The organism is Pseudomonas sp. GZD-222 (genome assembly GCF_049310525.1).
GTDB lineage: Bacteria > Pseudomonadota > Gammaproteobacteria > Pseudomonadales > Pseudomonadaceae > Aquipseudomonas.
Genome location: NZ_JBMOWO010000080.1, coordinates 37,447 through 62,160, shown reverse-complemented (window position 1 = coordinate 62,160; position 24,714 = coordinate 37,447). Strand labels below are relative to the sequence as shown.

The window sequence follows — 24,714 nt, the reverse complement described above, 5'->3', positions numbered from 1 at the left end:
CGGTGGCTTATGCAAAAATGCGCGCTCCGCCCGTGGTAACCATCTGGTAACTTTCCGTCCAGGTTCTACCACCGGATGGAGATGAACAGATGCTCGCAGCCTATAAAGGAACCACCTCCATCAGCCTGGTGCGTGAAGCCCTTTACGGCGCAACCCAGCGAGGTCTGGACATATCCCTTCCCTTGCAGCAGGCGCATATCGATCCGCAGCTGCTCGCCTCTCCCAATGCTCGTGTATGTGCCTCGGCGTTCTCCAAGCTGTGGGTCGCCCTGTCCGACATGCTCGACGATGAGTTCTTCGCCATCGACAGCCATCCCCTGCGTCGTGGCAGCTTTCGGCTCATGTGCCACGCAACCATTGGTTGCGAGACACTGGAACAGGCCCTGCGGCGAATACTGGCGTTCCTGCGCCTGGGGCTCGATGACCTCTACGGTGAGCTGCACCTGGACGGCGACACGGCGTCGATCATCATCCACGACCATGGCGTCGAGCGCAGGCTGTTCAGCTATGGCACCTGGCTGATTCTGGTACACGGGCTGCTATGCTGGCTCGGCAACCGCAGGATTCCGTTGCAGGCCCTGAGCTTTCGCTCGCCGCGTCCGGCAGATGACAGCGACTACCGCATGCGCTTCTGTGAGCAGATCGAGTTCGCCGCCCCGCTGACCCGGGTCTGCTTTGATGCGTGTTTTCTGAACCTCAAGGTGGCCCAGACGCCCGAGAGCCTGGCCGCTTTTCTTCGAGATTCGCCGGCAAGTTTGTTGGTCAAATACCGCAACGACGCCAGTTTGAGTGCCCAGATCCGGCAGCGGCTGCGCAACCATACGCCGGAAAACTGGCCGGCGCTGGATGAAGTGGCCAATCAGTTGAGCATGTCCAGCTCCACCCTGCAGCGGCGCTTGCAGGCTGAGGGCGCCAGTTACCAAGGGCTCAAGGACAACCTCAGGCGCGATATGGCCATCAACTTTCTTGGCCAGTCGGACCTGACGGTCTGTGAGGTTGCCGCCCAGGCCGGCTTTCAGGAAACCAGTGCGTTTCACCGCGCTTTCAAGAAATGGACCGGGGTAAGTCCCGGTGCCTATCGCCGCTCGAGTACTGATGGGTCAACCCCGACCCTGACTCAATCGGCAGGCTGATCCCCTGCCCCTTCTTTCCCGCTTGCCCCTTGCCCGCGCCAATGTGCCCAGATCGGTCAAACACATCGACGCCCACGGGCATGTGCCGCACCACTAATCGGCCCTAGGATTCGCAACAGGTTGCGCTGTGGCCCTCACCTGCCCTGGCCAGCTTGCAGACATACGACTGTGCACTTCACAAACAAAAACAACAGCGAAGGAGACACGCTATGCAATCGGTGAACATTTATGCGTTGGCGGGGGATTCGAAGTTCAATCGATTCCATGGACGCATCCTCTTCTGGTGTGTGCTCATCCTGATCATCGACGGCTATGACTTGGCCGTGGTGGGCGCGGCACTGCCGGCGATCATGCAGGACATGAACGTCGACCCTACCAGTGCCGGGATCATGGCCGGCTCGGCACTGCTGGGTACCATGCTCGGCGCAATCTTCCTCGGCACCCTGGCCGACCGCATCGGTCGGCCGCGCATGATCGCCGTCTGCGTGGCGCTGTTCAGTATCTTCACGGCGGTGGCGGGTCTGACCAGCGACCCGGTCAGTTTCAGCATCGCCCGCTTCATTGCCGGTCTTGGCATCGGCGGTGTACTGCCGGTATGTACCGCGCAGATGGGCGAGTACTCGCCACTCAAGTTGCGCACCCGCCTGATCACTCTGGTGTTTGCCGGTTACTCGGTGGGCGGCATCCTCGTCGCATTGACCGCCAAGCAACTGATCGAGAGCTATGGCTGGCAATGGGTGTTCTACGTCGCCGGGCTGCCAGTGCTGCTGATTCCCTTCATCCTCAAGAGCATGCCGCAATCCATTGGGTATCTGCTGCGTAATGGGCGCCAGGAAGAACTGCGCGAGATCGTGCGCAAGATCGAGCCAGGTCGTGCGGTTGACGACACGCTGGTGGTTACCGGCAATGTGGCCGTGCAGAACACTCAGGAAACCCCGGTCCGCGACCTGTTCAAGCAAGGGCGCGGGTTCAGCACCGTAATGATCTGGACCGCGTTCATGACCGGGCTGTTCATGGTCTACTCCCTTAACTCCTGGCTCACCAAACTCATGGCAATGGCCGGTTTCAGCCTCGGCTCGGCGCTCAACTTCGTCATCGTGTTCAACCTCGGTTCGATTGCCGGGGCCATGTTCGGTGGTTGGCTCAGTGACAAACTGAACATCAAGCATGTGCTGGTGTGTTTCTACATCACCGGGGCCGTTGCCCTCACCCTCCTCGGTTACACCCGCGACACTACGGCGCTGTTTGCGGTGGTGTTCCTGGTAGGCGCCTCGACCTTGGGCACGCAGTTGCTGGCCTACGCCTATGCCGGTGACTTCTACCCGTCCGAGATCCGCTCCACCGGTGTCGGCTTTGCCTCCGGTGTGGGCCGCATCGGCGCCATTGTCGCCCCGGTCCTGATCGGCTGGCTGGTGTCGTTGAGCCTGCCGCTGCAGCAGAACTTCATGGCCATCAGCCTGGCAGGCCTGATCGGTGCCCTGGCGGTCACCCTGATCAACCAGTCGCGGGCGCAATCGACCCACGAGAAAAAAGCCCTCGCGCTGTCTCGCTGAACACATGCCTTTACGCCAGATGCTAGCTGCAGGAACGAACATGAACCGATTATCGCCACCGCCAGCCTCCGCGCAGCTTGTGAACCACGCGGTTGACTGGGCAATCACCACGCGACGCAGTATCAGGGCATTTCTTTCCACTCCGGTGGCGCAGGAGGACATCGAGGCCATCCTCGATGTCGCGCGCTTCAGTGCCACCGGGGTGAACATGCAGCCTTGGCATGTGCATGTGCTCACCGGCGAAGGGAAGGCGCGTTTGTCGCGCGCCATCGCCCGGATCGACAACGACGCGGCGGCCGCGGCACAGCTTGAAGACCCGTACGCCTACTACCCGCACCAATGGAAAGCGCCTTACCTGGACCGGCGCCGGGCCGTGGGCTGGGCGCTCTACGGATTGCTCGGTATCGACAAGGGTGACAAGCCGCGCATGCACGCACAGCACGGGCGCAACTACCGGTTCTTCGACGCCCCGGTGGGGTTGTTGTTCACCATCGACCGCAGCCTCGGTGAGGGCAGCCTGCTCGACTACGGCATGTTCCTGCAAAGCGTGATGGTCGCCGCACGCGGCCGCGGCCTGCATACCTGCCCCCAGGCTTCATTCCTCAAGTATCACAGCCTCATCTCGAAACAATTGGGGATTGCACCTGAGCAGATGCTGGTGTGCGGCATGAGCCTTGGTTACGCCGACCCCGCCAGTATCGAAAACACCTTGGTGACCGATCGGGAACCGGTCAGTGCGTTTGCAACCTTTCACCCTTGATCACTACAACAAAAATAAAAGGTGCCTGTAATGTCGAAACACCCTGTGAAGCTGCTGCTCGCCACAGCTATTGCTGCTCAAGCGCCAGTGGTAATGGCGGACTTTGTAAAGGACTCCAAGGCGAGCCTCGAGCTGCGCAACTTCTATTACAACCGCGACTTTCGCAATGACGACGCCCGTCAGAACAAGCGTGACGAATGGGGTCAGGGCTTCATTCTCAACCTGCAGTCGGGCTTTACCGAAGGCACGGTCGGCTTTGGCGTCGATGCCCTCGGCCTGCTCGGGGTAAAGCTCGACTCCAGCCCTGATCGCACCGGCTCGGGCCTGCTGGCCTATGACTCGGAACGCAACGTCGAGGATTCCTACAGCAAGATGACGGTGACCGCCAAGGCGCGCCTGGCAAAAAGCGAACTGCGCATCGGCGGCATCAACCCGGTGATGCCCCTGCTGGCAAGCAACAACAGCCGCCTGCTGCCGCAGGTGTTTCGTGGCGGTCTGCTGGTCTCCAACGACTTTGCCCCCGTGACCTTCTCGGCGTTGCGGGTAAACGCGGTCAAACAACGTAACTCCACCGACTTCGAATCACTGACCGCAACGGGTTATGCCCCGGTAGAGGCCGATCACTACAACTACCTGGCATTCGACTACAAAGCATTGCCGACACTGACCCTGAGCTATCACGTCGCCGAGCTGGAAGACCTGTACCGCAACAACTTTTTCGGCATGAAACTGAACCAGCCGTTGTCGACCGGCGCAGTGATCGCCGACGTGCGCCTGTTCGATGCCAACGAGACCGGCGATAAAAGCCTGGGTGAAGTCGACAACCGCACCCTCACCAGTTACTTCGGCTACAGCCTCAAGGGCCATACCCTGGGCGGCGGCTACCAGAAGGCCTGGGGCGACACGCCATTTGCCTTCGTCAACGGCACCGACACCTACATTTTCGCGGAGTCGCTGGTGAGTACCTTCACCGCAGCCAATGAGCGCGTCTGGTTCGCCCGCTACGACTTCGACTTCGCCGCAGCGGGCGTTCCCGGGCTGACGTTGGGAGTCAAGTACGCCAAGGGTGAAGACGTCGACCCGACCATGGTCAACACCTCCCAAGCGGCAGGACTACGCGCCAGCGGTGAGTCCGGCAAGGAATGGGAACGCATGACCGACATCACCTATGTGGTCCAGGGCGGGCCGGTAAAAGGACTTGCCGTGCAATGGCGCAACTCCACCAACCGCTCTACCTATGCCGACAGCGCCAACGAGAACCGTCTGATCCTGCGCTACACCTTCAACTACTAACCCCCTCCCCTCAAGCTCATCGCGGGTCATGCCCGCGGTGAGCCCAATAACGTAGCCTTTATATAAGCGTCAACGCACCACCCACGATCATCAGCTGCAGCGTCAACGCAGCTGCCAGAATCAACGGTTTGAGCCCCGCTTTGCGCAAATCGATCAAACGCGTACTGAATCCCAGGGCGGCCATTGCAGCGGCGAGCAGCAGGTCATCGAAGCTGACCAGCACCTGATGCAGGGTTTGATCCAGCGGCAGCCACGAGTTGATCAGCATGCAGGCGATAAAGCCCAGGACAAACAGCGGCACTTTCACCGCCGTAGCGCTGTGCCCGCTGTCAGCTTTGCGGCTTAACCAGATGCCCAGGCCGAGCAGAAAAGGCGCCAGCAACAATACCCGGATCAGCTTGGCGACCACAGCGGCTTCGGCGGCTTGCGGGTCCATGGCCTGCCCTGCGGCGACCACCTGGGCAACCTCATGCAGGGTCGCACCGGTAAAAATCCCGAAGCCGTGGCTATCGCCGAACAGCGTAGGCATCACGCTGAACAGCCAGGGATAGAGCAACATGCCGAGCGTGCCGAACAGCACCACACAGGCAATCGCCACGGCAACCTGATCATTACGCGCCTTGACCACTCCGGCACTGGCCAGAATCGCCGCAGCGCCGCAGATGGCATGCCCCGCGCCGATCAGCACCGCGGTGCCACGCTCCATGCCCAGCACGCGGGTGCCCAGCCAGATCGCCAGGCTGATGGTCGAAAGAATCAGCAGTGCATCGGTGACAAACGCCTGCACACCCAGGGCCTGCACCTGTTGCACCGTCAGGCGGAAGCCATACAGCGCCACACCCACACGCAGCACAGGCTGCTTGCACAGCTGCACACCGGCAGCGGCCACACGATGAACGCTGCCCGGCACAAGGTTGCCGACGGCCAGTCCCAGCAGCATGGCCAGGGTCAGGGTGCCGATACCACTGCCGTGTAATACTGGCGAGGTCGACAGCCACATGGCCAGTGCTGCCAAGGCCAGGCTGCCGGTGACGCCGGTAAGCAGGCCATAGGGAAGCTGGGTACGACTGAGAACAAGCATAACGAAACCTCGTTTGTGGTGACGCTAGCTTGCAATCTCTTATAACCTATATGAAGCTATATATTCTTATTGGTCATATCAGGAAAGCTGATATGCAGTGCCGAATTACGCTTAAACAGCTGGCAACCTTCGTCGCCGTCGCCGATCACGGCAGCGTCACGCGCGCCAGCAAAGACCTGAGCTTGAGCCAGGCTGCGGCGAGCATGTCGCTGCAAGACCTCGAGCACCAGCTCGGCACCCGGCTGTTCGATCGTCATGGCAAACGCCTGGTGCTCAACGAGCACGGACGGCGGTTTTACCCTCATGCCAAGTCCACACTGGAAGGCGCCCAGGAGGCAGAAACGCTGTTTCAGCAGCAACTGACCTGCCACCTGCGCATCGGCGCCAGTACAACGATTGGCGCTTATCTGCTGCCGGAATTGCTGGCCAGCTTCCTCGCCGCCGAACCGCATAGCCGTCTGGAACTCAAGGTCGAGAACACCGAGCGCATCGTCGAGTCGCTGTGTAACTTCACCATCGATGTCGGTTTTGTCGAAGGACCGGTACAGCATCCGGATATCGACGTACGGCCCTGGCGCGAAGACGAGCTGGTGTTGATCGCCGCGCCCAGCCACCCCTTGAGCCGCCTGGCCCAGCCCGACGCTCAGGAGCTGGCCAGTGCCCGCTGGATTACCCGCGAGCAAGGCTCGGGAACGCGCAACATGCTCGAACACCTGATCGGTCCGTGGCTGGGCAGCCCGCAGCAATTGCTCGAGGTGTCCAATGGCGAAGCGATCAAGCACTGCGTGATCGCCGGCGCGGGCATCGCCTGTGTGTCTCGGGTGATGGTGCGCGGCGAACTGGCCCTCGGTCAGCTCTGCACCCTGCCCTGCCCCAGCGGCCCGCTCAAACGCACCCTGTACCGGGTAATCCACAAAGACAAGCAGCCGACCCGCGGCCTCGCGCGTTTTCTCGAGTTCTGCCAAAGCCCGATGTAGCCGCCGCAGCAAATGGCGGACATAAAAAAACCGCTGCATCAGCAGCGGTTGGGTAAAGCGAACCCTCAAAGTGCGTCGATACGCGATGTTATTTGCCGTAGCGGCGCAACGCCGCCGGGCTGTAGTCCTCTTTCTTGGCCAGAGCGTTGAACACCATCTTCTGCGGGTATTCATTGGTCATGAAGTTGGTGGTGTAGCGCGCCGAAATCAGGTCATAGGTGGCATCCATGGCCGGGAACGGTACTTCGATATCGGCCAGTTGCATCGGGTAGTTCTCGTACATGCGCCACAGCTCGCCACGGCTGTCATACATCTCGGCACTGGCGATCTGCCAAGTGTCTTCGTCGATGTAGAAACGGCGCTTGCCGTAGACATGACGGTTGCCCGGTTTGAGGGTTGCCTCTACCACCCAGACCCGATGTTTCTCATAACGCACCAGCTGCGGTTCGATGGTGTTGGGCTTGAGAATATCGGCGTATTTCAGTGATTTGCTGGCCAGCTTGTAGCTGTTGTACGGGATCAGCCGCTCCTGCTTGCCGAGCAATTTCCATTCATAGCGATCCGGTGCGCCGTTGTAGCCGCCGACGCCGTCGCTGGTCAGCTGGCCGTAGCTGTAGCGCGCACTGGTGTCATAGGCCACGGTCGGTGCGCGGCGTACACGGCGCTGGCCGGGGATGTACTGCCAGGCGCTGCGCGGTTCCATGACCTGATTGAGCGGCTCATGCACCATGGTGATTTCTCCGGCTACCCGCGACGGGCTCAGGGCACGGATAACGCTGTAGTACAGGGCATTTTCCTGCTCCGGGAGATCGCTGATCGCCGAGCGCCAGTGCACCGACTGCTGATAGGTGACCAGGGTCGAGCTGCCGTTGGCTTCCACGGTGGCCGATGCCATTTCGCGTTGTACCGAATGGCCGACATAGCGGGCAAGGTGGTTCCACATCACTTCCAGCGGTTCGGTCGGTAGCGGGAACGGGATGCCGTCCTGGTAGCCAACCAGGCCATAACCCGATTCGGCCAGGCTGACGTTGGCGACGTTGGTGCGGGTCGCGGCAGTCACCGCTGCCGGCATATGCGCGGTGCGCTCGCTGGGGTAGACATTGAGCTGATAGCTGGGAAAGCGCTTGAGCATCGCCTGCTGACCCGGGGTCAACAAGTCCTGGTATTGCCCGGCGTTGGCGGCGCTGATCACCATCAACGGTTTTTGTGCAGCGAACGGGTCGGCATAGTCGCCATTACTGGCGGCGGTCAGGCTACCGGGCTTGAGGCCGCCGTTCCAGGTTGGGATGCTGCCGTCGGCGTTGGCGGCACGCTCGCCGCCCATGGGATTCAGACGGCTTTCGAGCTGACCGGCATCCGTACCTTTGGCGTACACAGGCGCCTGTAGGCAGGCAGCCAGCAAGGCAATAACGACAGGCAGTTTTTTCATTGTAATAGTCATCAGAAGCTCACCTTTAGGTTGACCGAGGCAAAGTCGCGGTCGTCGAGGGTGGTGAAGTCGTTCGAGCCGAAGAAATCGTTGTAGGCAAACTCCAACGAGTAGTCATTGCGGTATTCGAACAGCAGCGAAAGGCCGACAGCCTTTTGTCCTTCCTGGAAGTTGGGGCCATAGCCGTCCACGTCATGGCGAAAGTTGATGCTCGGGGTGACCACGGTGGACGGCAGCAAGCCCTCATAGCTCAGCGCACCGCGCAGGCGATAACCCCAGGACCAGTCGGTGAAGAAGCCACGGTTGTCGTTGCAGTTGTCGGCGTTGAGGTTGGCGATTTGCCCAGGACCAAGGTTGGCGGTGCCCGGGGAGACGCAGAAACTGGCCGGGTTGGCCGGGTTGTAGGCACCGGTGCTCAGCTCGCTGCGGCCATAGGCGCCACCGCGACCAAAGCGCTCATCACCCAGATCACCGATATGGTTGACCGCTGCCTCTGCCGCCAAGGCCAGGCGGTTGGCGCCGAGCACGTTGGCGATGGTATCGGTAGCCCCGAGGGAGAACTGGCTGACCGGTTTGCGTTCATACCCCTCGATCGGCGCCCCCAGCTCCGGCGTTACACCCGGTGCCGTAAACGGCGTGTTGGGGCTGCGCAGCAGGTACTGGACGGTATCGTTGCCATTGAAGCCCAATGGCTGGTTAGGTCGAAAACTCAACTCACCGAACACCGCCGTGCCACCGACAACGCCGCTCAGGCTGATGCCGAATAGGCGAATGTCCTCGGGGTATACCGAGTTGTAGCTGGCGGTTTTGAAGTTGTTCAGGCCCCGTGCCGTGACGGCGGTACCGTTGAACGAGGCAAAACGGCTGTGGTAGTTGGCGTAGTACAGGCCCAGCTCGGCATCGTTGAGACTCTCCAGCACCTTGCGCACCGCCAGGCCGTACTGGCCGCCGTCATGCGGGTAATCACTCGGCCCGCGCGGGATGAAGGTGCCGCTCGCCAAGGCGTTGGCCGTGGTGCGGTCGCCGCTGACGGCGGCAATGATCGGGCCGCAGCCTTCCGGGGCGAAATCGGCAGCCTGGAAAAAGGTCCCGCAACCGTCGAGTACCGAGGGGCGGAAGTTGTACTGGTAGAAGCCTTCCAGGCTCAAGGTATCGCTCAGACCGAGGTTGAACGAGAGCATTTCTACCGGCAGCTGGCCTTCTTTGAGCTCGACGCCGGGACGGTTGAACGCCGAGACGTCCAGCGGGTTGATGGCATTGATACCGTTCTGGAAGAACAGTGCCTCACCCCAACTCAGCACCTGTTTGCCGAACTTGACGCTCAGCGCTTTGCCGGCGACGTCGAAGTCTTTCCAGACATAGGCATCCAGGGTTTCAAAGCCCTGGAACTTGGCCAGGTCCGGGTAGCTGGAGTCATCGAACTGCTTGAAGTCGCCATTGCCGGTTTCCAGGGCATGGTCATACCAGTACTTGAAACGGATGAAGGCGCCCTGGCTGCCGTCGTTCAGATCGAATTCAGTCAGGCCCTTGAAGATCTGCGAGATCGGGTCGTGCTTCTTGAAGTTCAGCCGGCCATCGTCACCGTTGGTATCGATGCCCTCGCCGTGCTTGCCGATGCTGGCCGCATCCGGCGCGTACAGCAGGCCAGGATCAGCGTTACGCAGGGCCCAGCTCGAACCCAGGGTGAGTGTGGTGTTGGTGGTCAGCGACCAATCGTCATTGACCTCGAAGGTCGTGGCCCAGGCTTGCGATCCACCGGACAGCGCCAACGCCACGCTCCCGGCCAGCAGGCAGCGGGGATGAGGGGCAAGGCGCAACAGAGTGCTTTTCATGCAGATGTCACCTTTTATTGTTGTTTTAAGGTCAAGCGCTCCCCGTGCCGGTGCGTGCAGGCACCGGCATTGCAGGAGGGAGTAACTAGGGAGAGATCAGCCGCGGTGTTCGCGCAGCAGCCTGGCTGGAATGCCCAACAGCAGAATCAGTGAACCCACTACCAGCAGTCCGGCGATCACATCGAAGGCGATGTACAAGCTACCGGTACTGACCTTGATGCTGCCCACCAGCACCGGGCTGACCATTGCGGCGATGCCGCCCAGGCTGCTGATCAGCGCGATGCCGGCGGCGGCGCCGGCACTGGACAGATACGACGGCGGAATGGTCCAGAACAGCGGTACCGCCGACAGGCAGGCACCCGCCCCCAGGCTCATGAACAGCACCGAGAGCATCAGGTTGCCCTGAAATATGCCGAGCAGGACAAAGCACGCCGCGCCCACCAGCATGGTCGCCGCCAGGTGCCAGCGGCGTTCCAGGTGGCGATCGGAGCTACGGCCCAACAGGTACATGGCCACCAGCGCGACGATGTAGGGCAGACTGCTGATCAGGCCGATATGGCGAATGTCGCTCAGGCCAAAACCCTGAATCAGCGTCGGCATCCAGTAGGCCACGGTATTGGTGCCGGAATAGATGCAGAAGAACACCATGCCGGCCATCAGTACCCGCGGATCGCGCAGCAACTGACGAAACGAGGCGTGTTGTGCCCCGGCCTTGCCCTGCTCAGGCGCCAGTTGCGCAGCGACGATGGCCTTTTCCTGGTCGCTCAGCCACTTCACTTGCTGCGGTTTGTCGTCCAGCCAGAACCAGGCAAACATGCCCAACAGCACCGCCGGGATCCCCTCGAAGACAAACAGCGCCTGCCAGTCACGCAGTCCGTACCAGCCGTGAAAGTGGGTCATGATCCAGCCGGCCAGTGGCCCGCTGACGATCCCGGCGAAAATCCCGGCCATGATGAAGATCGAGGTGATGCGCCCGCGCCGCGCTGCCGGGAACCAGTAGGTCAGGTACAGAATCACCCCGGGGAAGAAACCGGCTTCTGCCACGCCGAGGAAAAACCGTGCGGCGTACAGCTGCTGCGGGGTGCTGACCAGGCTGGTGGCCATGGTCACCAGGCCCCAGAGAATCATGATCCGGGTGATGGTGCGGCGTGCACCGACGCGCTGCATGTACAAGTTGCTCGGCACCTCGAACAGCAGATAACCGACAAAGAACGCCGCCGCACCCAGGCCATAGGCCGCATCGCTAAGCAGCAGGTCTTCGCTCATGCGCAGCTTGGCGAAGGAGATGTTGATGCGGTCGATCGAGTTGATCACATAGGCAAGAAACAGAAACGGCAGCAGGCGCCAGATGATCTTGCGATAGGTCGCTTTCAGCGCCCGGGCTGCCGGGTCGCCAGCAAGCGCCGGGCTGTGTTCGGCCACACTGGTCATGTCGCGATTCTCCTGCATTGGCACGGGGTGCTCATTGTTATTGTCCAGGCTGCACGTCAAGGGTCACTTGGCCAGGCTGTGCAACGCCTGATCCAGCATCGGCACACCCAGCTCGCAGGCTTCGATACCTTGCAGGCTGACGATTTTCAGCACTTGCAGGATCTGTTCGCGGCTGGCGCCCAGTTGCAGCGCCGCCTCGATGTGGCGACGGGTACCGTGGCCGTACATGTGGGTCACCGTGGCATCGCCGGCGATACACAGGAACTCGATCCACAGCGGCGGCAGAATGCCGTCCTGCCAGAGGCCCAGGCCCATGCCGAGAAACTTCTCCAGGTACTGCGGATCCCAGCGATAGAGGGTCTCCCACAGCGGGTTGAACATGCCGTTGGCGCGCACCTGATCGCACACCGGGGTAGGTCCCGCTGTCACGGCGTCATCTTTCCTGCCCGCCTCGGCCAGCGCTTCTTCGAGGATCGGCACGCCCAGGGCACAGGCATGGATACCGACAACGCTGGCAAGTTTGAACACTTCAAGTATTTCCGCGCGGCTGGCGCCCAGTCGCAAGGCATTGCGCACGTGACGGCGCACGCCCGGTGCATACAGGTGCGTGGCGGTGACATCGATGTTCAGGCGAATCAACGCCACCAGCTTGGGTTCGAGCACCTCGTTGGTATGGCCGTCTTCGACCAGGTCCATGTACTGCTCGGTCCACTGCGGCGCCCATTGCGCCAGGCTGTCGAGCGACGCGTCAAACACGCCGGCGGCGCGCAGGGCATTGTATTTCGGGGTATCGGTCATTGTTATTGTTCTCGTAAAGAGTGTCCGGGTCAGATAACCGAGCCGCCGTTGGGGCTGATCACCTGGCCTACCAGGTAGTGTTCACCCGCCAGGTAAAGCACGGTGCTGGCGTATTCCTCGACGGTCCCGAAGCGCCCCAGCGGGCAACCTTGCCAGAGCCGGTTACGAGCCTGCTCGCCGACCTCGTCGAGGTAGGCGTTGAATGCCGGTGTGGCAACGCCGCCCGGCGCCATGGCGTTAACGAAGATGTTGGCGCCGGCCACCTCATAGGCCACAGATTTGGTGAAGGCGATCACCGCGCCTTTGGTTGCGCAGTAATGCGGGCTGTGCACGCTTTTGGTCGACAGTCCGGCAATCGACGCGATGTTGACGATGCGGCCCTCGCGCTGCGGCTCCATCAACTTCAGTGCCTCACGGGTGCAATAGAACACGCCGTGGACATTCACACCCCAGTAGCGGTGCCACTCTTCATCGCTGATGGCGCTGGTGAAACCCAGCGAGCGACGCGGTTCGGGGGTCGAGATGTAGCGATAGAAGGCATTGCGGCGCTCGGTATCCACCGGGCGATTGGGCGTCAACGCCGCGTTGTTGACCAGCACGTGCAGGGTGTCGAAGCGCGCTTTGAGCTGTTCGAACATCGCAGCGACTTCGGCGCTGGACGACACATCGCAACGCAACGCCAGGCACTCGGCGCCGTGTGCAGTCACCGCTTCACAGGCCTGGGCAAGCGCCTCCTGATTTACATCGCAAATCACCAGCTTCGCACCGGCTTTGGCGAAGGCCTCGGCACAGGCTCTGCCAAGCCCCGGGCCGACGCCGGTGACCAGTACCACTTTATCTTTGAATTGCAGGTCCATCACACACCTCAAGGCTGGGTAAAGGAACAGGACTGGCGGCGACGCCGCCAGTCACACGCCTGATCAGACCAGGCCGGGCACGGTGAACCCGCGCTGCCCTGGCTTGCGATTAGGCGCCATGCCCAGCTGGGCAATGGTTTCGTCGGCACTGGCGTAGTGTTCGCCAATCTTGTAGATCGCCCGCGCTTCCTTGCCGCTGGCAATTTCGCGGCCCAGTTCGCGGGACAGGCGCACGGTCTGTTCGATCTGCTGCACCGAGGTCATGCGCTCGCCTTTGCGGCCCCACAGGGTGTCTTCGATCCCCACCCGCACATGCAGCCCCAGGGCAATGGCCATGGCGTTCATCGGCAGCACGGCACGCATGGCGCTTTCCATGGTCAGGATCGAACCCGGTGGCGTGCGTTTGACGAACTCGATCATGTCGGAAGGATCCAGGCCCGCCGCACCACCACCGATGGCGACGTAGTTGAGGATCAGCGGACCGGTATACAGGCCCTTGCGGATCAAACGCTCGACGGTTTCCAGCTGGTGTACGTGGCCGAGCATGAAGTGCGGCTGGATACCGGCCGCCTGCAGGCGCTTGAGGTGTTCGATAAAGAACGAAGGACGCGCATCGGAAACCATCTCCTGATAGGCGTTGAAGTAGCCGGGTTGCTCGAGGATGGTGCCCTTGACGTCGTCTTCGGTCAGCAGCTCGCAGATGTTCATCTGGCTGGTGTTGATGGCGATAGTCACCTGGTCGGGCTTGGGATCGAGTTCGGCGAGCATGTGGCGGGTGTCGTAGTCCAGCCACTGGGCGGCTTCACCTTCACTTTCCGGGGCGAACGAGATCGAGCCCCCCACCTGCAGAACCATCTCGGGCACCGCTTCGCGCAGCAGGCCGAGCATTTCATTGAACTTGCTCAGGCGCTTGGAGCCTTTGCCGGTTTCTTCGCGCACATGAACATGCAGCACCGTGGCGCCAGCGTTATAGCAGTCGATGGCCTTCTGGATCTGGTCATCCATGCTCACCGGGATATCGTCGGAGTCGGCCGGGGTCCATTGCGGACCGTAGGGCGCAACCTGAATCACCAGTTTTTCCTGGTTTTCCGGGAACAGACTGTCGTCAAGAAAATGCATGTACTTCTCCGTCCTGATTTATCGTTATTGAAGGAAACGAGCGCGCGGTGCGGCTCTGGAGTACGGAAGAAGTTACCTGTCGCAGGTGCCCGGCTTTTATCATCCTGGCACTACTTTTTATCATTTCGGCACTTTGCCTGATTGGTTAGCCTGGATGGCTCAGCGGTGTTCTGCACTGCGCAACACGGGCAGCGCCGCACCTTTGCGCCAATCACGTGGAGTACAGGCGTACCAGCGCTTGAACGCGCGGGTGAAGTTGCCTTGCGTCTCGTAGCCAAGGCGCACGGCGACCTCGGCAACCGGCAGGCTGGGATCACCGAGCAATTTCGCGGCGAGGGTCTTGCGCGTCTGTTCCAGCAGCAGTTCGAAGCTGGTCTGCTGTTCGCTCAAGTGGCGGTAGAGGGTAAAACGGTGCACGGCGAAAAACTCGGCGACCTTTTCCGCGCTGCACTCGCCATGCAGCAACAGCCCCTCGATGACCTGAGTGACCTGAGCTGCAAGATCTGAGCTCTCACGGGCCTTGAGTTCACTCAAATGGCTGCGCAGAAAGTCGTCGAGCTGGCGGTCATGACCTTCACGGCGCAGGTCCAGCAGCGACTGGGCAAACAATACTTCATGCTGCGACTGGCCAAACCACACCGGGCAGCGGAAGAAGCGCTCGTAAAGCCCCGCGGATGCCGGCTTGCGGTAGGCAATACGGACCAGCGCCGGGCGCCAGCTGCGGCCGACAATCAGTTCCATAATGGTGACGATGGCCGCCAGGTACGCGGTGAGCAGTTGCTCGGCACCGGGCACGTTACCGTCGATGGACAGCCGCAAACCTGCGTAGCCCTGTTCCTGGGCCAGGCTCAGGTGCAGGCCGCGGTACCACAGGCCGCAATAGCGGATCAGTGACTCGGTGGCATCGCGTACGGTCGGCGCGTTGAGCACCAGAAAACGCAAGGGTCCGGCATTTTGCAGATTGGCCCGCTGGCCCAGCAACAGGCCCAGATGATCACACCCGGACAGTTGCACGGCTGCTTCCAGAATCCGCCCGTGGGTCAGGACTGGCAGTGGCAGCATCGGCTGCTCGAACGACTGGCGCGCGATACCGAAACGCGCCAGCAGCGGCCAGGGGTCATGGCCCTGTTCCTGCAGTACCACTGGCAATGAGGCGAGCGCACCCAGTGGAATGGATTTCTCCGCCACATCGTTCGCTCGCTTCATGACGACCTCAGTTGACTGCAACCTCAGAACTGCTCGGGGTCGAAGGCGCTCAACACCTGGGCCCCGGCCCGGACTCGGTGTAAGTGTATCGCTGTCTGAGGAAGAATTCGCTCGAAGAAAAACCGCGCCGTCAGTTGCTTGGCACGGTAGAACCCGGTGCTGTCATCACTTGCGGCCAGGTGCTTGTTGGCGATCAGCGCCATCTTCGCCCATTGCAGGCCGAAGGCGACCAGAGCAGTCAGGTGCAGGTAGTCCACCGCCGCTGCGCCGTTGGCGTGCGGGTCGTTGCTTTCGAGCAGATAGCCGGTGGCCTGTTCCAGATCGCGCAGTGCCTGTTGCAACGGCACCGTGCACTCTTTCAGTTGCGCACCATGGGCCTCGCAGAAGTCTTCGACCAGGGTCATGAAACGCCCCAGCGCCCTGCCCTCGTTGAGTCTGAGCTTGCGCGCCACCAGGTCCATGGCCTGCACGCCATTGGTGCCTTCATACAGCGGTGTGATGCGCGCATCGCGCAGGAACTGCTCGATACCCCATTCGCGAATGTAACCATGGCCGCCAAAGCACTGCATCGCCAGGCTGATGCTTTCCACGCCCTGATCGGTGCAGTAGGCCTTGATCATCGGTGTCAGCAAGCCCAACAGGTCGTTGGCTGACTCGCGTACTTCAGGATCCGGGTGCTTGTGCGCCAGATCAACCTGCAAGCCCGCCCAGTACGCCAGTGCCCGGCCACCTTCGACAAACGCGCGTTGGGTCAGGAGCATGCGCTGCACGTCGGGATGCGCGACGATCGGATCCGCCACACGCTCAGGCGCAATCACGCCACCCGGCGCGCGCCCCTGCAAACGGTCGCGGGCGTAGCTGGCGGCATTCTGATAGGCCACCGACGCCAGGCTCAACCCCTGCACGCCGACTGCCAGACGGGCACCGTTCATCATCACGAACATTACCTTCAGGCCCTGGTGCGCCTCACCGAGCAGGTAACCGGTGGCGTCATCGTAGTTCATCACGCAGGTCGGGTTGCCGTGGATGCCCATCTTCTCTTCCAGCGATCCGCACTGCACGGTGTTGCGCGCACCCAGCGAGCCGTCGGGGTTGACCAGGAACTTGGGGACGATGAACAGGCTGATGCCTTTGACCCCGGCCGGCGCATCCGGCAGGCGCGCCAGCACCAGGTGGATGATGTTTTCCGCCAGGTCATGCTCACCGGCGGAAATGAAGATCTTGGTGCCGCTGATCCGGTAGCTGCCGTCCGCTTGCGCCTGGGCGCGGCTGCGCAGCAGGCCAAGGTCGGTGCCGCAATGGGGTTCGGTGAGGTTCATGGTGCCAGTCCAGCGCCCGGCAATCATCGGCGGCAGGAACAACGCCTTCTGCGTCGCGCTGCCGCCGTTGGCAATGGCATTGGCGGCGCCGTGGCTGAGCCCGGCGAACATCGAAAACGCGAGGTTGGCGCTGGTCATGATTTCACGCACTGCGACCCCCAGTACGTGCGGCAAGCCCTGGCCGCCGTACGCAGGTGACGCCGTCAGCCCGGTCCAGCCACCCTCGGCGTACAGCCGATAGGCTTCGCGAAAGCCCGGCGCGGTGCTGACCTCGGCGTTTTCCAGGCGGCAACCGAGGTGGTCGCCTACCGCATTGAGCGGTGCCAAAACGCCGCTGGCCAGGCGGCCGGCTTCTTCGAGAATCGCTGTGCTGACATCTTTGGGGGCATCGGCAAAGCCCTCAAGGTCAGCGAATTGTTCCAGTTCCAGCAGTTCATCAAGGACGAACTGCATATCACGCAGTGGTGCGGTGTAGGTTGCCATGGCGGTTGCCCTCTTAAATTCGTTCGATCACGACCGCCAGCCCCTGGCCGACGCCAATGCACAGGCTGACCACCGCATAACGGCCTCCCCTGCGCTCCAGCTCGCGCAGCGCGGTCAACACCAGGCGAGCACCGGAGGCGCCCAACGGATGGCCGAGGGCAATGGCACCGCCATTGGGGTTGATACGCGGGTCGTGCGCGTGCAGGTCGAGCAGGTGCAGGCAGCCCAGGACCTGAGCGGCAAAGGCCTCGTTGATTTCGATCAGATCCATGTCGGCCAGCGTCAGGCCCGCGCGCTCCAGGGCTTTGGGAATGGCATAGGCCGGGCCAATGCCCATCACCCGTGGCGCGACACCCGCCGCCGCGCCGCTGAGGATGCGTCCCCGTGGTGTGACGCCAGCGCGCTCACCTACTGCACGACTGCCAATCAGCAATGCAGCAGCACCGTCGTTGATACCCGAAGCATTGCCAGCGGTGACCACCCCGCCCGTAAACAGCGGGTTGAGCCGCGCCAGTCCCTGGGCATCGGCTTCAGGCCGAGGGTGTTCGTCGTTGCCAACGGTCACGCTGCCCTTGCGGCCTGCCGGTACCTGGACCGGTACGATCTCGGCGTCGAAAAAGCCGTCTGCCAGGGCCTGGGCGTAGCGTTGTTGCGAGGCCAGGGCAAAGGCATCCGCAGCTTCACGGCTGATGCCGTAGTCACGGGCGACGTTATCTGCGGTTTCCGGCATGGTTTCGCTGCCGTAGGCCGCATTCACTTTCGGGTTGGGGAAGCGCGCGCCGATGGTGGTGTCGAACAGCCTGGCCTCACGGCTATAGGCGGATTCGGATTTACCCAGCACGAAGGGTGCGCGGCTCATGCTTTCCACACCACCGGCCAGGTACAACTCACCTTCGCCACAGCTCACTGCGCGAGCAGCATCCAGCACCGCTGCCAGGCCACTGGCACACAAGCGATTGACCGTCTGCCCGGCGACGGTGACCGGCAGCCCTGCGGCAAGCAAGGCATTGCGCGCGACGTTGCGGCTGTCTTCACCAGCCTGGTTGGTGCAGCCGAGGATTACGTCCTCGATCTGTTCTGCGGCAAACGGCGAGCGTGCCACCAGCGCCGTGATCACGTGCGCGGCGAGATCGTCCGGGCGCAGCGGCGCGAGGCCTCCGGCATGGCGGCCAAAGGCACTGCGCAGACCGTCATAGATATAAGCATCAAGCATGGTGAATCCTCAGTTGGGCAGCATCAGTTATCAGCAGTGAGCAACGACAGGCGCAGACTTGCCCGGCGCATCAGCCAGGGGCTTGGGCGGTAACGTGGATCGCGGTAGTAGCTGTACAGCTGGTCGAGCACCTCGAGCACGGTCTCGGCGCCCAGCTCATCGCCCCAGCTCAAGGGGCCCTGGGGGTAGCCCAGGCCGAGGCGGATGGCGTTGTCGATATCCGCCGGGCTGGCGACCCGTTGCTGGGCCATGTCGCAGGCAATGTTGATGATCTGTGCCAACACCCGCTGCGTGACGAAACCGGCGCTGTCACGGATAACGCTGACAGCCACGCCATCGGCGGCCAGCAGCGCGCGGGCGGCCTCGCGCCACTCAGGTGTGGTGGCCACCGTGGTCATCAATACCCGGCGACGTTGCAGAGGGAGAAAGGTATCCAGTGCCAAGGTACGGCACGGGTCCAACTGCTCGGCCTGTGCGCTGAGACTGGCATCGATGCCCAACGGCAGGACGAGGCACAGCGCTTCGGCACTGGGTCGCACGCCAGGCTCAACGGTTACCCCAAGCGTTGCCAACAGGCTGACCACCCGTGCCCGTGCCGCAGGCCGCGCATTGCTCACCCACACCGGAATCTCTGGCAGCGGCCCCGGCGGCACTTCGGCGGGCACCTGTTGCTGGCCGTCGATGTAGCGATAGAAGCCTTCGCCCGTCTTGCGCCCGAGCAGTCCGGCATCCAGCCGTTGGCGGGTGATGACCGTCGGCCTGTAGCGCGGTTCTTGAAAGTACTGCTGGTAGATCGATTCGGTCACCGGGTGGGAGACGTCCAGCCCGGTCAGGTCGAACAACTCGCACGGCCCCATGCGAAAGCCGGCCTGCTCGCGCAGGATGCGGTCGAGCTCGACTGGCTCGGTCACCGCTTCACTGAGCACGCGCATGGCTTCGGTGCCATAACCACGTCCACCATGATTGACGATAAAGCCGGGGGTGTCCTGGGCGCGCACCGCTAGGTGACCGAAGCGTGTGCCCAGGGCCAGCAGGGTTTGCCCGACCCAGGGCGCACTCTGCAAGCCATCGATGACTTCGACGATCTTCATCAGCGGTACCGGGTTGAAAAAATGAAAGCCGCCAACCCGCGTCGGTTGCCGGCATTGCGCGGCGATCGCGGTTACCGACAGCGACGAGGTATTGCTGGCCAGCAGGCAATCATCGCTGACGATGGTTTCCAGCTCGGCGAACAAGGCGCGTTTGGCTGCCAGGTCCTCGATGATCGCCTCGACCACCAGCTGACAATCGGCCAGTTCCCGGATGTCATTGACCGGCAGCAGCCGTTGCGCCGCGGCCAGTACCTGATCGGCGTTCAACTTGCCTTTACCGGCGAGTTTCTCCAGGGTGCCCTGGATGCTTTGCCGAGCAGCCTGGGCCGCGCCCTCACGCTGGTCGAACAGGTACACCGTGACCCCGGCCAAGGCTGCGATCTGGGCAATACCGGCACCCATGACCCCGGCGCCGACGACCGCCATGCAATTGATATCCCGTGGCTGCATGCTTCAGTTCCCCGCATAGACTGGTTTGCGTTTGTCGAGAAAGGCATGCATGCCCTCTTTCTGGTCGGCCGAATCGAACAGCAGCTGGAACGCCTTGCGCTCCAGCATCAGCGCGGTGTCCAGCGAAGCGTCCTGGCCGGCCAGGAGCACTTCCTTGATCTGCATGACCGCCAGGGGGGGCATCGCCGCGATCAAGCCCGCCAGTTCCAGCGCGCGGGCTTGCACCTGCGCGTCGTCTACCACCTCACTGGCCAGCCCCATGGCCAGGGCTTCATCGGCGCTGACCGAGAGCCCGGTCAAGAGCATGCGCATGGCCTGGAACTTGCCCACCGCACGGGTCAGCCGCTGGGTACCGCCAGCGCCGGGCATGACGCCTACGCGCACTTCTGGCTGGGCGAAGCTGGCACTGCGCCCGGCGATGATCAGGTCGGCGTGCATGGCCAGTTCACAACCACCGCCTAGGGCGAAGCCGTTTACCGCGGCGATCACCGGTTTCGGACACTGGGCAATCGCGGCCCACAGGCGCTGGGTCTGGCGCAGCAGCATGTCGATGGCGCCGCGCTCGACCATGTCGCGGATATCGGCGCCGGCGGCAAACACCGTGTCGCCACCGGTCAGGACGATGCAGCGCACGGCAGGATCATGGCCGAGCTGGTTGAAGTGCCCGGCGAGCTGTTCGCGCACCGCCTGGTTCAGGGCGTTGCGCGCCTCGGGTCGGTTCAGGCGTACCAGGGCGACCCCGGGCACAGGGTGTTCTACGCGGGTTTCACTCATGCTTTTATCCTTCTTATGTTTTGCATAGCGGAACTGTATTCCGCAATAAAATCCAGACTACGCAAATTCATCAGGCGTTGTAAATCGCTCTTGTCGCTTAGGGGCTGAAGTTATTTGGCCGACCTGTCTGGATTAACGCTTTCAAGCCCGTTCAGCGACAAAGCCTGCTGGATTAACGAATTTCGCTGTGCGAAACTGCATTTTGATTTCTTGACTCGCCGATTTTTCCTGTGCCAGCATCCGGCCGGCGATCGGTGACCCCTACCCGATCCACGAGGATTTCCCATGGACAAGCGCAAACGCATCGACACCGAAATCGACCTGCAGGCTCTGGAGCCCGATCGCCAGTTCGTCACTGCCCTGGCACGTGGCCTGGAGCTGCTGCGCTGCTTCCGTCCCGGTGAGCGCCATCTGGGCAACCAGGAGCTGGCGGCACGCAGCGGCCTGCCGAAAGCCACGGTGTCGCGCCTGACCTACACCCTCACCCGCCTTGGCTACCTGCAGTACCTGGAGAATCTGGGCAAGTACGCCATCGACACCGGCGTGCTGGCCCTGGGGTATGCCCACCTGAGCGGCCTCGACGTGCGCCGCCAGGCACGGCCGCTAATGCAGGAACTGGCCGATATGACCCAAAGCTCGGTGTCGCTGGGCGCCCGCGACCGCTTGAGCATGGTCTATGTCGAGAACTGCCAGGGCCCCGGCCCGTTGACCCTGCGCCTGGACATTGGCTCGCGCATTCCCATGGCCAGCACCGCCATGGGTCGTGCCTACCTGGCCGCACTGCCCGACCCTGAGCGCGACCTGCTGCTTGACCAGTTCCGCACCCGCCACAGCGACACCTGGCCTGCGCTGCGCACGCAGCTGGACAAAGCCTTTCGTCAGTACCAGGACCATGGCTACTGCCTGGCGGTCGGCGAATGGCAGAAAGATATCAACGCCGTCGGCGTGCCCCTGATCCATCCCGACGGTTCCGGTGTCGTCGCCTTCAGCTGTGGGGGGCCGGCCTTCGTGCTGCGCCAGCACATGCTCGAAGACGACCTGGGACCGCGTCTCGCGCACCTGGTGCGCACTGTCGAAGCCACTCTGGGCCGACAATAACTCCAAGAGGTCTTGCATGATCAACGATCAGGAAACACTCACCCTGCTGCTCGACAGCCTGTCGCGGTTCGTCCGTGAACGCTTGGTGCCAGCCGAGCATGAGGTGGCGGAACACGACCGGATTCCGGCGTCCATCGTCGAGGAAATGCGCGAGCTGGGCCTGTTCGGCCTGTGCATTCCCCAGGATTACGACGGCCTGGGTTTAAGCATGGAAGAAGAAGTTCTGGTCGCCTTCGAGCTGGGCAAGACCTCGCCGGCATTCCGTTCCCTGATCGGCACCAACAACGGCATCGGATCCCAGGGCCTGATCATCGATGGCACTGAAGCGCAGAAGCGCCACTACCTGCCACGCATGGCTTCGGGTGAGCTGATCGGCTCGTTCGCCCTGACCGAACCCGGCGCCGGTTCCGATGCAGCCGCGCTGCGTACCAGTGCGGTGCGTGACGGCGACAGCTACGTGCTCAACGGCACCAAGCGCTTCATCACCAATGCCCCGCAAGCCGGCATCTTCACCGTCATGGCCCGTACCAACGCGCAGATCAAAGGTGCGGGCGGCATCTCGGCGTTCATCGTTGAAGCCGGCACCCCTGGCCTGTCGTTGGGCAAGGTCGACCAGAAGATGGGCCAGAAAGGCGCGCACACCTGCGACGTGATCTTCGAAAACTGCCGCATTCCGGCGGACAACCTGATTGGTGGCGTCGAAGGCGTCGGCTTCAAGACCGCCATGAAAGTGCTCGACAAGGGCCGTCTGCACATCGCCGCAATCTGCGTGGGTGCTGCCGAGCGCATGCTCGACGATGCCCTGACCTATGCGCTGGAACGTCAGCAGTTCGGCCAGCCGCTGGCGGAGTTCCAGTTGATCCAGGCCATGCTTGCCGACAGCCAGGCGGAGATCTATGCCGCGCGCTGCATGGTCCTCGACGCTGCGCGCAAACGTGATCTCAAGCAGGACGTTTCGATGGAAGCGTCGTGCTGCAAAATGTTCGCCTCGGAAATGTGCGGGCGCGTGGCTGACCGAGCCGTGCAGATCTTTGGTGGCGCCGGTTACGTCGCCGAATACGGCATCGAACGTTTCTATCGTGATGTGCGCCTGTTCCGCATTTACGAAGGCACCACGCAGATCCAGCAACTGGTGATCGCGCGTAACCTGATCCGTCGTGCGGGGAACCGCTGATGCACGAGCGCGATGCAATCCTTGCCGAACTGCCTGAACGCCTGCACCAGCTGCTGGACCGTCACGGTCGCGAACACGCCGCCAACCCTGCCCTGCATGAGGGGGATATAACCCTCAGCTACGGTGAACTACGCCTTGCTGTAGACCTGCTGCAGGCGCAATTGGTCCAGGACGGCGTGCGCGGTGGCGACCGGGTGATGCTGGTGGCGGAGAACTGCCGCTTGCTGGTCGCGGCCCTGCTCGCCCTGAGTCGCCTGGATGCCTGGGCAGTAGTCGTCAACGCACGCTTGTCGGCCAGTGAACTGGATACCCTGAAGCGCCATTGCACGCCACGCCGGGTACTGTTTGCCAGCGCCGCTTCGAGCAGTGCCGCACGCCATGCCGAGCGGGTTGGCGCGCAGCCACGTGAGGTTGCTCATCTGGGCAGCTTTCATCTCGGTGAGCTGAACAGCACCTGCCTGGTTGAACCGGTGGAGCACAACGCCGCCGGGCAAGTCGCCGCGATGATCTACACCACTGGCACCACCGGTGAACCCAAAGGCGTGATGCTTACCCACCGCAACCTGCTGTACATCGCCTGCACCGCCAGTCGCCTGCGTCAGTTGCGCCGGGAGGATCGAGTTTATGCGGTGCTGCCGATTTCCCATGTGTTTGGCCTGACCGCCGTGTGCCTGGCAAGTCTTTACAGTGGCGCCGCGTTGCAACTGCAGGCGCGCTTTGACGCTGCGGAACTGGCGCGGGCGCTGGCCGAAGACGGCATCACCCTGATGCAGGGCGTGCCTGCCATGTTCGCCCGCTTGCTGGAGCTTGCCGACAGTGACTGCCTTGAACTGCGCGCACCGCAGTTGCGTTTCATGTATGCCGGCGGCTCGCCGCTGGACATGAACTTGAAAGATGCCGTCGAGCAACGCTTCGGTGTGCCGCTGCACAACGGTTACGGTTTGACCGAAAGCTCGCCAACCGTCAGCCAGACCCGCATCGAAGCACCGCGCGGCGATACTTCGGTGGGCCGGCCAATTCCAGGGCTGGAGATTCTCTTGCTCGACAACGCGCGGCAGAACGCCGTGCCGCGGGGTGAAGTCGGAGAATTGTGGGTGCGTGGGCCCAACGTGATGAAAGGCTACTACCGCGCCGCCGAACAGACCGCGCAGGTGTTGACCGCTGACGGTTGGTTGAACACCGGTGACCTGGCGCGCCAGGATGATGAGGGCGCGTTGTTTATTGTCGGGCGCAGCAAGGAACTGATCATTCGCTCGGGCTTCAACGTCTATCCGCCGGAAGTCGAAGCGGTACTCAATGCCTTTCCCGGTGTAGTGCTCTCGGCCGTGGTCGGGCGCCCGGTGCCGGGCAATGAAGAGGTGGTGGCGTTCGTTCAGGTGGCGGATGCCGAAAGCTTCGACCTGGTTGCGCTCAAAGCGCACCTGGTCGAGCACTTGTCTCCGTACAAGCGACCCAGCCATGTACGGGTACTCACTGCCCTGCCCTGTGCAGCGACCGGTAAAGTGCTCAAGCATCAGCTCAAGGCCATGAGCCTGGAGCTTTGACGTAATACCTGAACCGTGGGAGCTGGCGCTAGCCGGCGATCGACCGCACAGCGGTCGCAAAACCCGGCTGCAGTTTGTTGTGGTCTGTACCGGCCCCTC

20 protein-coding genes are annotated in these 24,714 nt (G+C 62.2%); 8 read left to right on the top strand and 12 right to left on the bottom strand.

The genetic code is table 11. From position 1 onward, the window contains the following. The first annotated feature begins 89 nt into the window (after positions 1 to 89). The 4 genes from ACO6VD_RS15870 (at position 90) to ACO6VD_RS15855 (ending at position 4,739) form a co-directional block, all read left to right on the top strand. Positions 90 to 1,133 carry an AraC family transcriptional regulator gene (locus tag ACO6VD_RS15870; RefSeq protein WP_422420403.1) on the top strand — a complete coding sequence of 348 codons (1,044 nt, stop codon included), beginning with the start codon at positions 90 to 92 and terminating at the stop codon, positions 1,131 to 1,133. Between the two features lie 209 nt (positions 1,134 to 1,342). Next, positions 1,343 to 2,686 carry an MFS transporter gene (locus tag ACO6VD_RS15865; RefSeq protein WP_422420401.1) on the top strand — a complete coding sequence of 448 codons (1,344 nt, stop codon included), beginning with the start codon at positions 1,343 to 1,345 and terminating at the stop codon, positions 2,684 to 2,686. A gap of 40 nt (positions 2,687 to 2,726) precedes the next feature. Next, a complete protein-coding gene (locus ACO6VD_RS15860) occupies positions 2,727 to 3,446 on the top strand; it encodes a nitroreductase (protein WP_422420400.1) in 720 nt (239 codons plus the stop codon). Positions 3,447 to 3,476: 30 nt separating this feature from the next. Further along, on the top strand, positions 3,477 to 4,739 hold the full coding sequence (locus ACO6VD_RS15855; RefSeq protein ID WP_422420398.1) for an OprD family porin: 1,263 nt from the start codon (positions 3,477 to 3,479) through the stop codon (positions 4,737 to 4,739). A gap of 58 nt (positions 4,740 to 4,797) precedes the next feature. Here ACO6VD_RS15855 and ACO6VD_RS15850 read toward each other — a convergent pair whose 3' ends face one another. Next, positions 4,798 to 5,820 (bottom strand): YeiH family protein, encoded by a 1,023-nt coding sequence (locus ACO6VD_RS15850; RefSeq protein ID WP_422420396.1) that lies wholly within the window; start codon positions 5,818 to 5,820, stop codon positions 4,798 to 4,800. Between the two features lie 92 nt (positions 5,821 to 5,912). Between ACO6VD_RS15850 and ACO6VD_RS15845 the strand changes: the two genes are divergently transcribed. Continuing rightward, the gene (locus ACO6VD_RS15845) at positions 5,913 to 6,797 is read left to right on the top strand and encodes a LysR family transcriptional regulator (protein WP_422420395.1); all 885 of its coding nucleotides are present in this window, start codon (positions 5,913 to 5,915) and stop codon (positions 6,795 to 6,797) included. Between the two features lie 88 nt (positions 6,798 to 6,885). Here the strand turns inward: ACO6VD_RS15845 and ACO6VD_RS15840 are convergent, their stop codons facing one another. From ACO6VD_RS15840 to ACO6VD_RS15790, 11 genes are all read right to left on the bottom strand, one after another. Beyond that, entirely contained in the window at positions 6,886 to 8,238 is a 1,353-nt protein-coding gene (locus ACO6VD_RS15840) for a DUF1329 domain-containing protein (RefSeq protein ID WP_422420394.1), read from the bottom strand. Beyond that, a complete protein-coding gene (locus ACO6VD_RS15835) occupies positions 8,238 to 10,058 on the bottom strand; it encodes a DUF1302 domain-containing protein (RefSeq protein ID WP_422420393.1) in 1,821 nt (606 codons plus the stop codon). The genes ACO6VD_RS15840 and ACO6VD_RS15835 overlap by 1 nt, the downstream gene beginning before the upstream one ends. Positions 10,059 to 10,154: 96 nt before the next feature. Further along, complete coding sequence (locus ACO6VD_RS15830; protein WP_422420392.1) at positions 10,155 to 11,489, bottom strand: MFS transporter; 1,335 nt, start codon at positions 11,487 to 11,489, stop codon at positions 10,155 to 10,157. A 63-nt stretch (positions 11,490 to 11,552) separates the two neighbouring features. Further along, complete coding sequence (locus ACO6VD_RS15825; protein WP_422420390.1) at positions 11,553 to 12,287, bottom strand: carboxymuconolactone decarboxylase family protein; 735 nt, start codon at positions 12,285 to 12,287, stop codon at positions 11,553 to 11,555. Positions 12,288 to 12,316: 29 nt separating this feature from the next. Continuing rightward, a complete protein-coding gene (locus tag ACO6VD_RS15820; RefSeq protein ID WP_422420389.1) occupies positions 12,317 to 13,144 on the bottom strand; it encodes an SDR family NAD(P)-dependent oxidoreductase in 828 nt (275 codons plus the stop codon). A 63-nt stretch (positions 13,145 to 13,207) separates the two neighbouring features. Next, the gene (locus ACO6VD_RS15815; RefSeq protein ID WP_422420387.1) at positions 13,208 to 14,263 is read right to left on the bottom strand and encodes a 3-keto-5-aminohexanoate cleavage protein; all 1,056 of its coding nucleotides are present in this window, start codon (positions 14,261 to 14,263) and stop codon (positions 13,208 to 13,210) included. A 159-nt stretch (positions 14,264 to 14,422) separates the two neighbouring features. Then, positions 14,423 to 15,469 carry an AraC family transcriptional regulator gene (locus tag ACO6VD_RS15810; protein ID WP_422420385.1) on the bottom strand — a complete coding sequence of 349 codons (1,047 nt, stop codon included), beginning with the start codon at positions 15,467 to 15,469 and terminating at the stop codon, positions 14,423 to 14,425. 23 nt (positions 15,470 to 15,492) lie between these two features. Then, the gene (locus tag ACO6VD_RS15805) at positions 15,493 to 17,271 is read right to left on the bottom strand and encodes an acyl-CoA dehydrogenase C-terminal domain-containing protein (RefSeq protein WP_422420383.1); all 1,779 of its coding nucleotides are present in this window, start codon (positions 17,269 to 17,271) and stop codon (positions 15,493 to 15,495) included. Positions 17,272 to 17,284: 13 nt separating this feature from the next. After that, positions 17,285 to 18,484 carry a 3-oxoadipyl-CoA thiolase gene (locus tag ACO6VD_RS15800; protein WP_422420381.1) on the bottom strand — a complete coding sequence of 400 codons (1,200 nt, stop codon included), beginning with the start codon at positions 18,482 to 18,484 and terminating at the stop codon, positions 17,285 to 17,287. A gap of 23 nt (positions 18,485 to 18,507) precedes the next feature. Further along, positions 18,508 to 20,025, bottom strand: a complete 1,518-nt coding sequence (locus ACO6VD_RS15795; RefSeq protein WP_422420380.1) for a 3-hydroxyacyl-CoA dehydrogenase — start codon at positions 20,023 to 20,025, stop codon at positions 18,508 to 18,510. Between the two features lie 3 nt (positions 20,026 to 20,028). Continuing rightward, entirely contained in the window at positions 20,029 to 20,799 is a 771-nt protein-coding gene (locus ACO6VD_RS15790; protein WP_422420379.1) for an enoyl-CoA hydratase, read from the bottom strand. Positions 20,800 to 21,084: 285 nt separating this feature from the next. On the opposite strand from ACO6VD_RS15790, the gene ACO6VD_RS15785 reads away from it, so the two are divergent. The 3 genes from ACO6VD_RS15785 to ACO6VD_RS15775 are packed head-to-tail and all read left to right on the top strand — an operon-like array spanning position 21,085 to position 24,615. Further along, positions 21,085 to 21,897, top strand: a complete 813-nt coding sequence (locus ACO6VD_RS15785; RefSeq protein WP_422420377.1) for an IclR family transcriptional regulator — start codon at positions 21,085 to 21,087, stop codon at positions 21,895 to 21,897. 16 nt (positions 21,898 to 21,913) lie between these two features. Then, complete coding sequence (locus ACO6VD_RS15780; protein ID WP_422420375.1) at positions 21,914 to 23,071, top strand: acyl-CoA dehydrogenase family protein; 1,158 nt, start codon at positions 21,914 to 21,916, stop codon at positions 23,069 to 23,071. Continuing rightward, on the top strand, positions 23,071 to 24,615 hold the full coding sequence (locus tag ACO6VD_RS15775; RefSeq protein WP_422420373.1) for a class I adenylate-forming enzyme family protein: 1,545 nt from the start codon (positions 23,071 to 23,073) through the stop codon (positions 24,613 to 24,615). Before ACO6VD_RS15780 ends, ACO6VD_RS15775 begins: the two co-directional genes overlap by 1 nt. Positions 24,616 to 24,714: the final 99 nt, after the last annotated feature.

Bases quoted from the DNA above. Each gene is read 5' to 3' on its own strand.
- ACO6VD_RS15870 (WP_422420403.1), top strand. From the start codon at position 90: ATGCTCGCAGCCTATAAAGGAACCACCTCCATCAGCCTGGTGCGTGAA.
- ACO6VD_RS15865 (WP_422420401.1), top strand. From the start codon at position 1,343: ATGCAATCGGTGAACATTTATGCGTTGGCGGGGGATTCGAAGTTCAAT.
- ACO6VD_RS15860 (WP_422420400.1), top strand. From the start codon at position 2,727: ATGAACCGATTATCGCCACCGCCAGCCTCCGCGCAGCTTGTGAACCAC.
- ACO6VD_RS15855 (WP_422420398.1), top strand. From the start codon at position 3,477: ATGTCGAAACACCCTGTGAAGCTGCTGCTCGCCACAGCTATTGCTGCT.
- ACO6VD_RS15850 (WP_422420396.1), bottom strand. From the start codon at position 5,820: ATGCTTGTTCTCAGTCGTACCCAGCTTCCCTATGGCCTGCTTACCGGC.
- ACO6VD_RS15845 (WP_422420395.1), top strand. From the start codon at position 5,913: ATGCAGTGCCGAATTACGCTTAAACAGCTGGCAACCTTCGTCGCCGTC.
- ACO6VD_RS15840 (WP_422420394.1), bottom strand. From the start codon at position 8,238: ATGACTATTACAATGAAAAAACTGCCTGTCGTTATTGCCTTGCTGGCT.
- ACO6VD_RS15835 (WP_422420393.1), bottom strand. From the start codon at position 10,058: ATGAAAAGCACTCTGTTGCGCCTTGCCCCTCATCCCCGCTGCCTGCTG.
- ACO6VD_RS15830 (WP_422420392.1), bottom strand. From the start codon at position 11,489: ATGACCAGTGTGGCCGAACACAGCCCGGCGCTTGCTGGCGACCCGGCA.
- ACO6VD_RS15825 (WP_422420390.1), bottom strand. From the start codon at position 12,287: ATGACCGATACCCCGAAATACAATGCCCTGCGCGCCGCCGGCGTGTTT.
- ACO6VD_RS15820 (WP_422420389.1), bottom strand. From the start codon at position 13,144: ATGGACCTGCAATTCAAAGATAAAGTGGTACTGGTCACCGGCGTCGGC.
- ACO6VD_RS15815 (WP_422420387.1), bottom strand. From the start codon at position 14,263: ATGCATTTTCTTGACGACAGTCTGTTCCCGGAAAACCAGGAAAAACTG.
- ACO6VD_RS15810 (WP_422420385.1), bottom strand. From the start codon at position 15,469: ATGAAGCGAGCGAACGATGTGGCGGAGAAATCCATTCCACTGGGTGCG.
- ACO6VD_RS15805 (WP_422420383.1), bottom strand. From the start codon at position 17,271: ATGGCAACCTACACCGCACCACTGCGTGATATGCAGTTCGTCCTTGAT.
- ACO6VD_RS15800 (WP_422420381.1), bottom strand. From the start codon at position 18,484: ATGCTTGATGCTTATATCTATGACGGTCTGCGCAGTGCCTTTGGCCGC.
- ACO6VD_RS15795 (WP_422420380.1), bottom strand. From the start codon at position 20,025: ATGCAGCCACGGGATATCAATTGCATGGCGGTCGTCGGCGCCGGGGTC.
- ACO6VD_RS15790 (WP_422420379.1), bottom strand. From the start codon at position 20,799: ATGAGTGAAACCCGCGTAGAACACCCTGTGCCCGGGGTCGCCCTGGTA.
- ACO6VD_RS15785 (WP_422420377.1), top strand. From the start codon at position 21,085: ATGGACAAGCGCAAACGCATCGACACCGAAATCGACCTGCAGGCTCTG.
- ACO6VD_RS15780 (WP_422420375.1), top strand. From the start codon at position 21,914: ATGATCAACGATCAGGAAACACTCACCCTGCTGCTCGACAGCCTGTCG.
- ACO6VD_RS15775 (WP_422420373.1), top strand. From the start codon at position 23,071: ATGCACGAGCGCGATGCAATCCTTGCCGAACTGCCTGAACGCCTGCAC.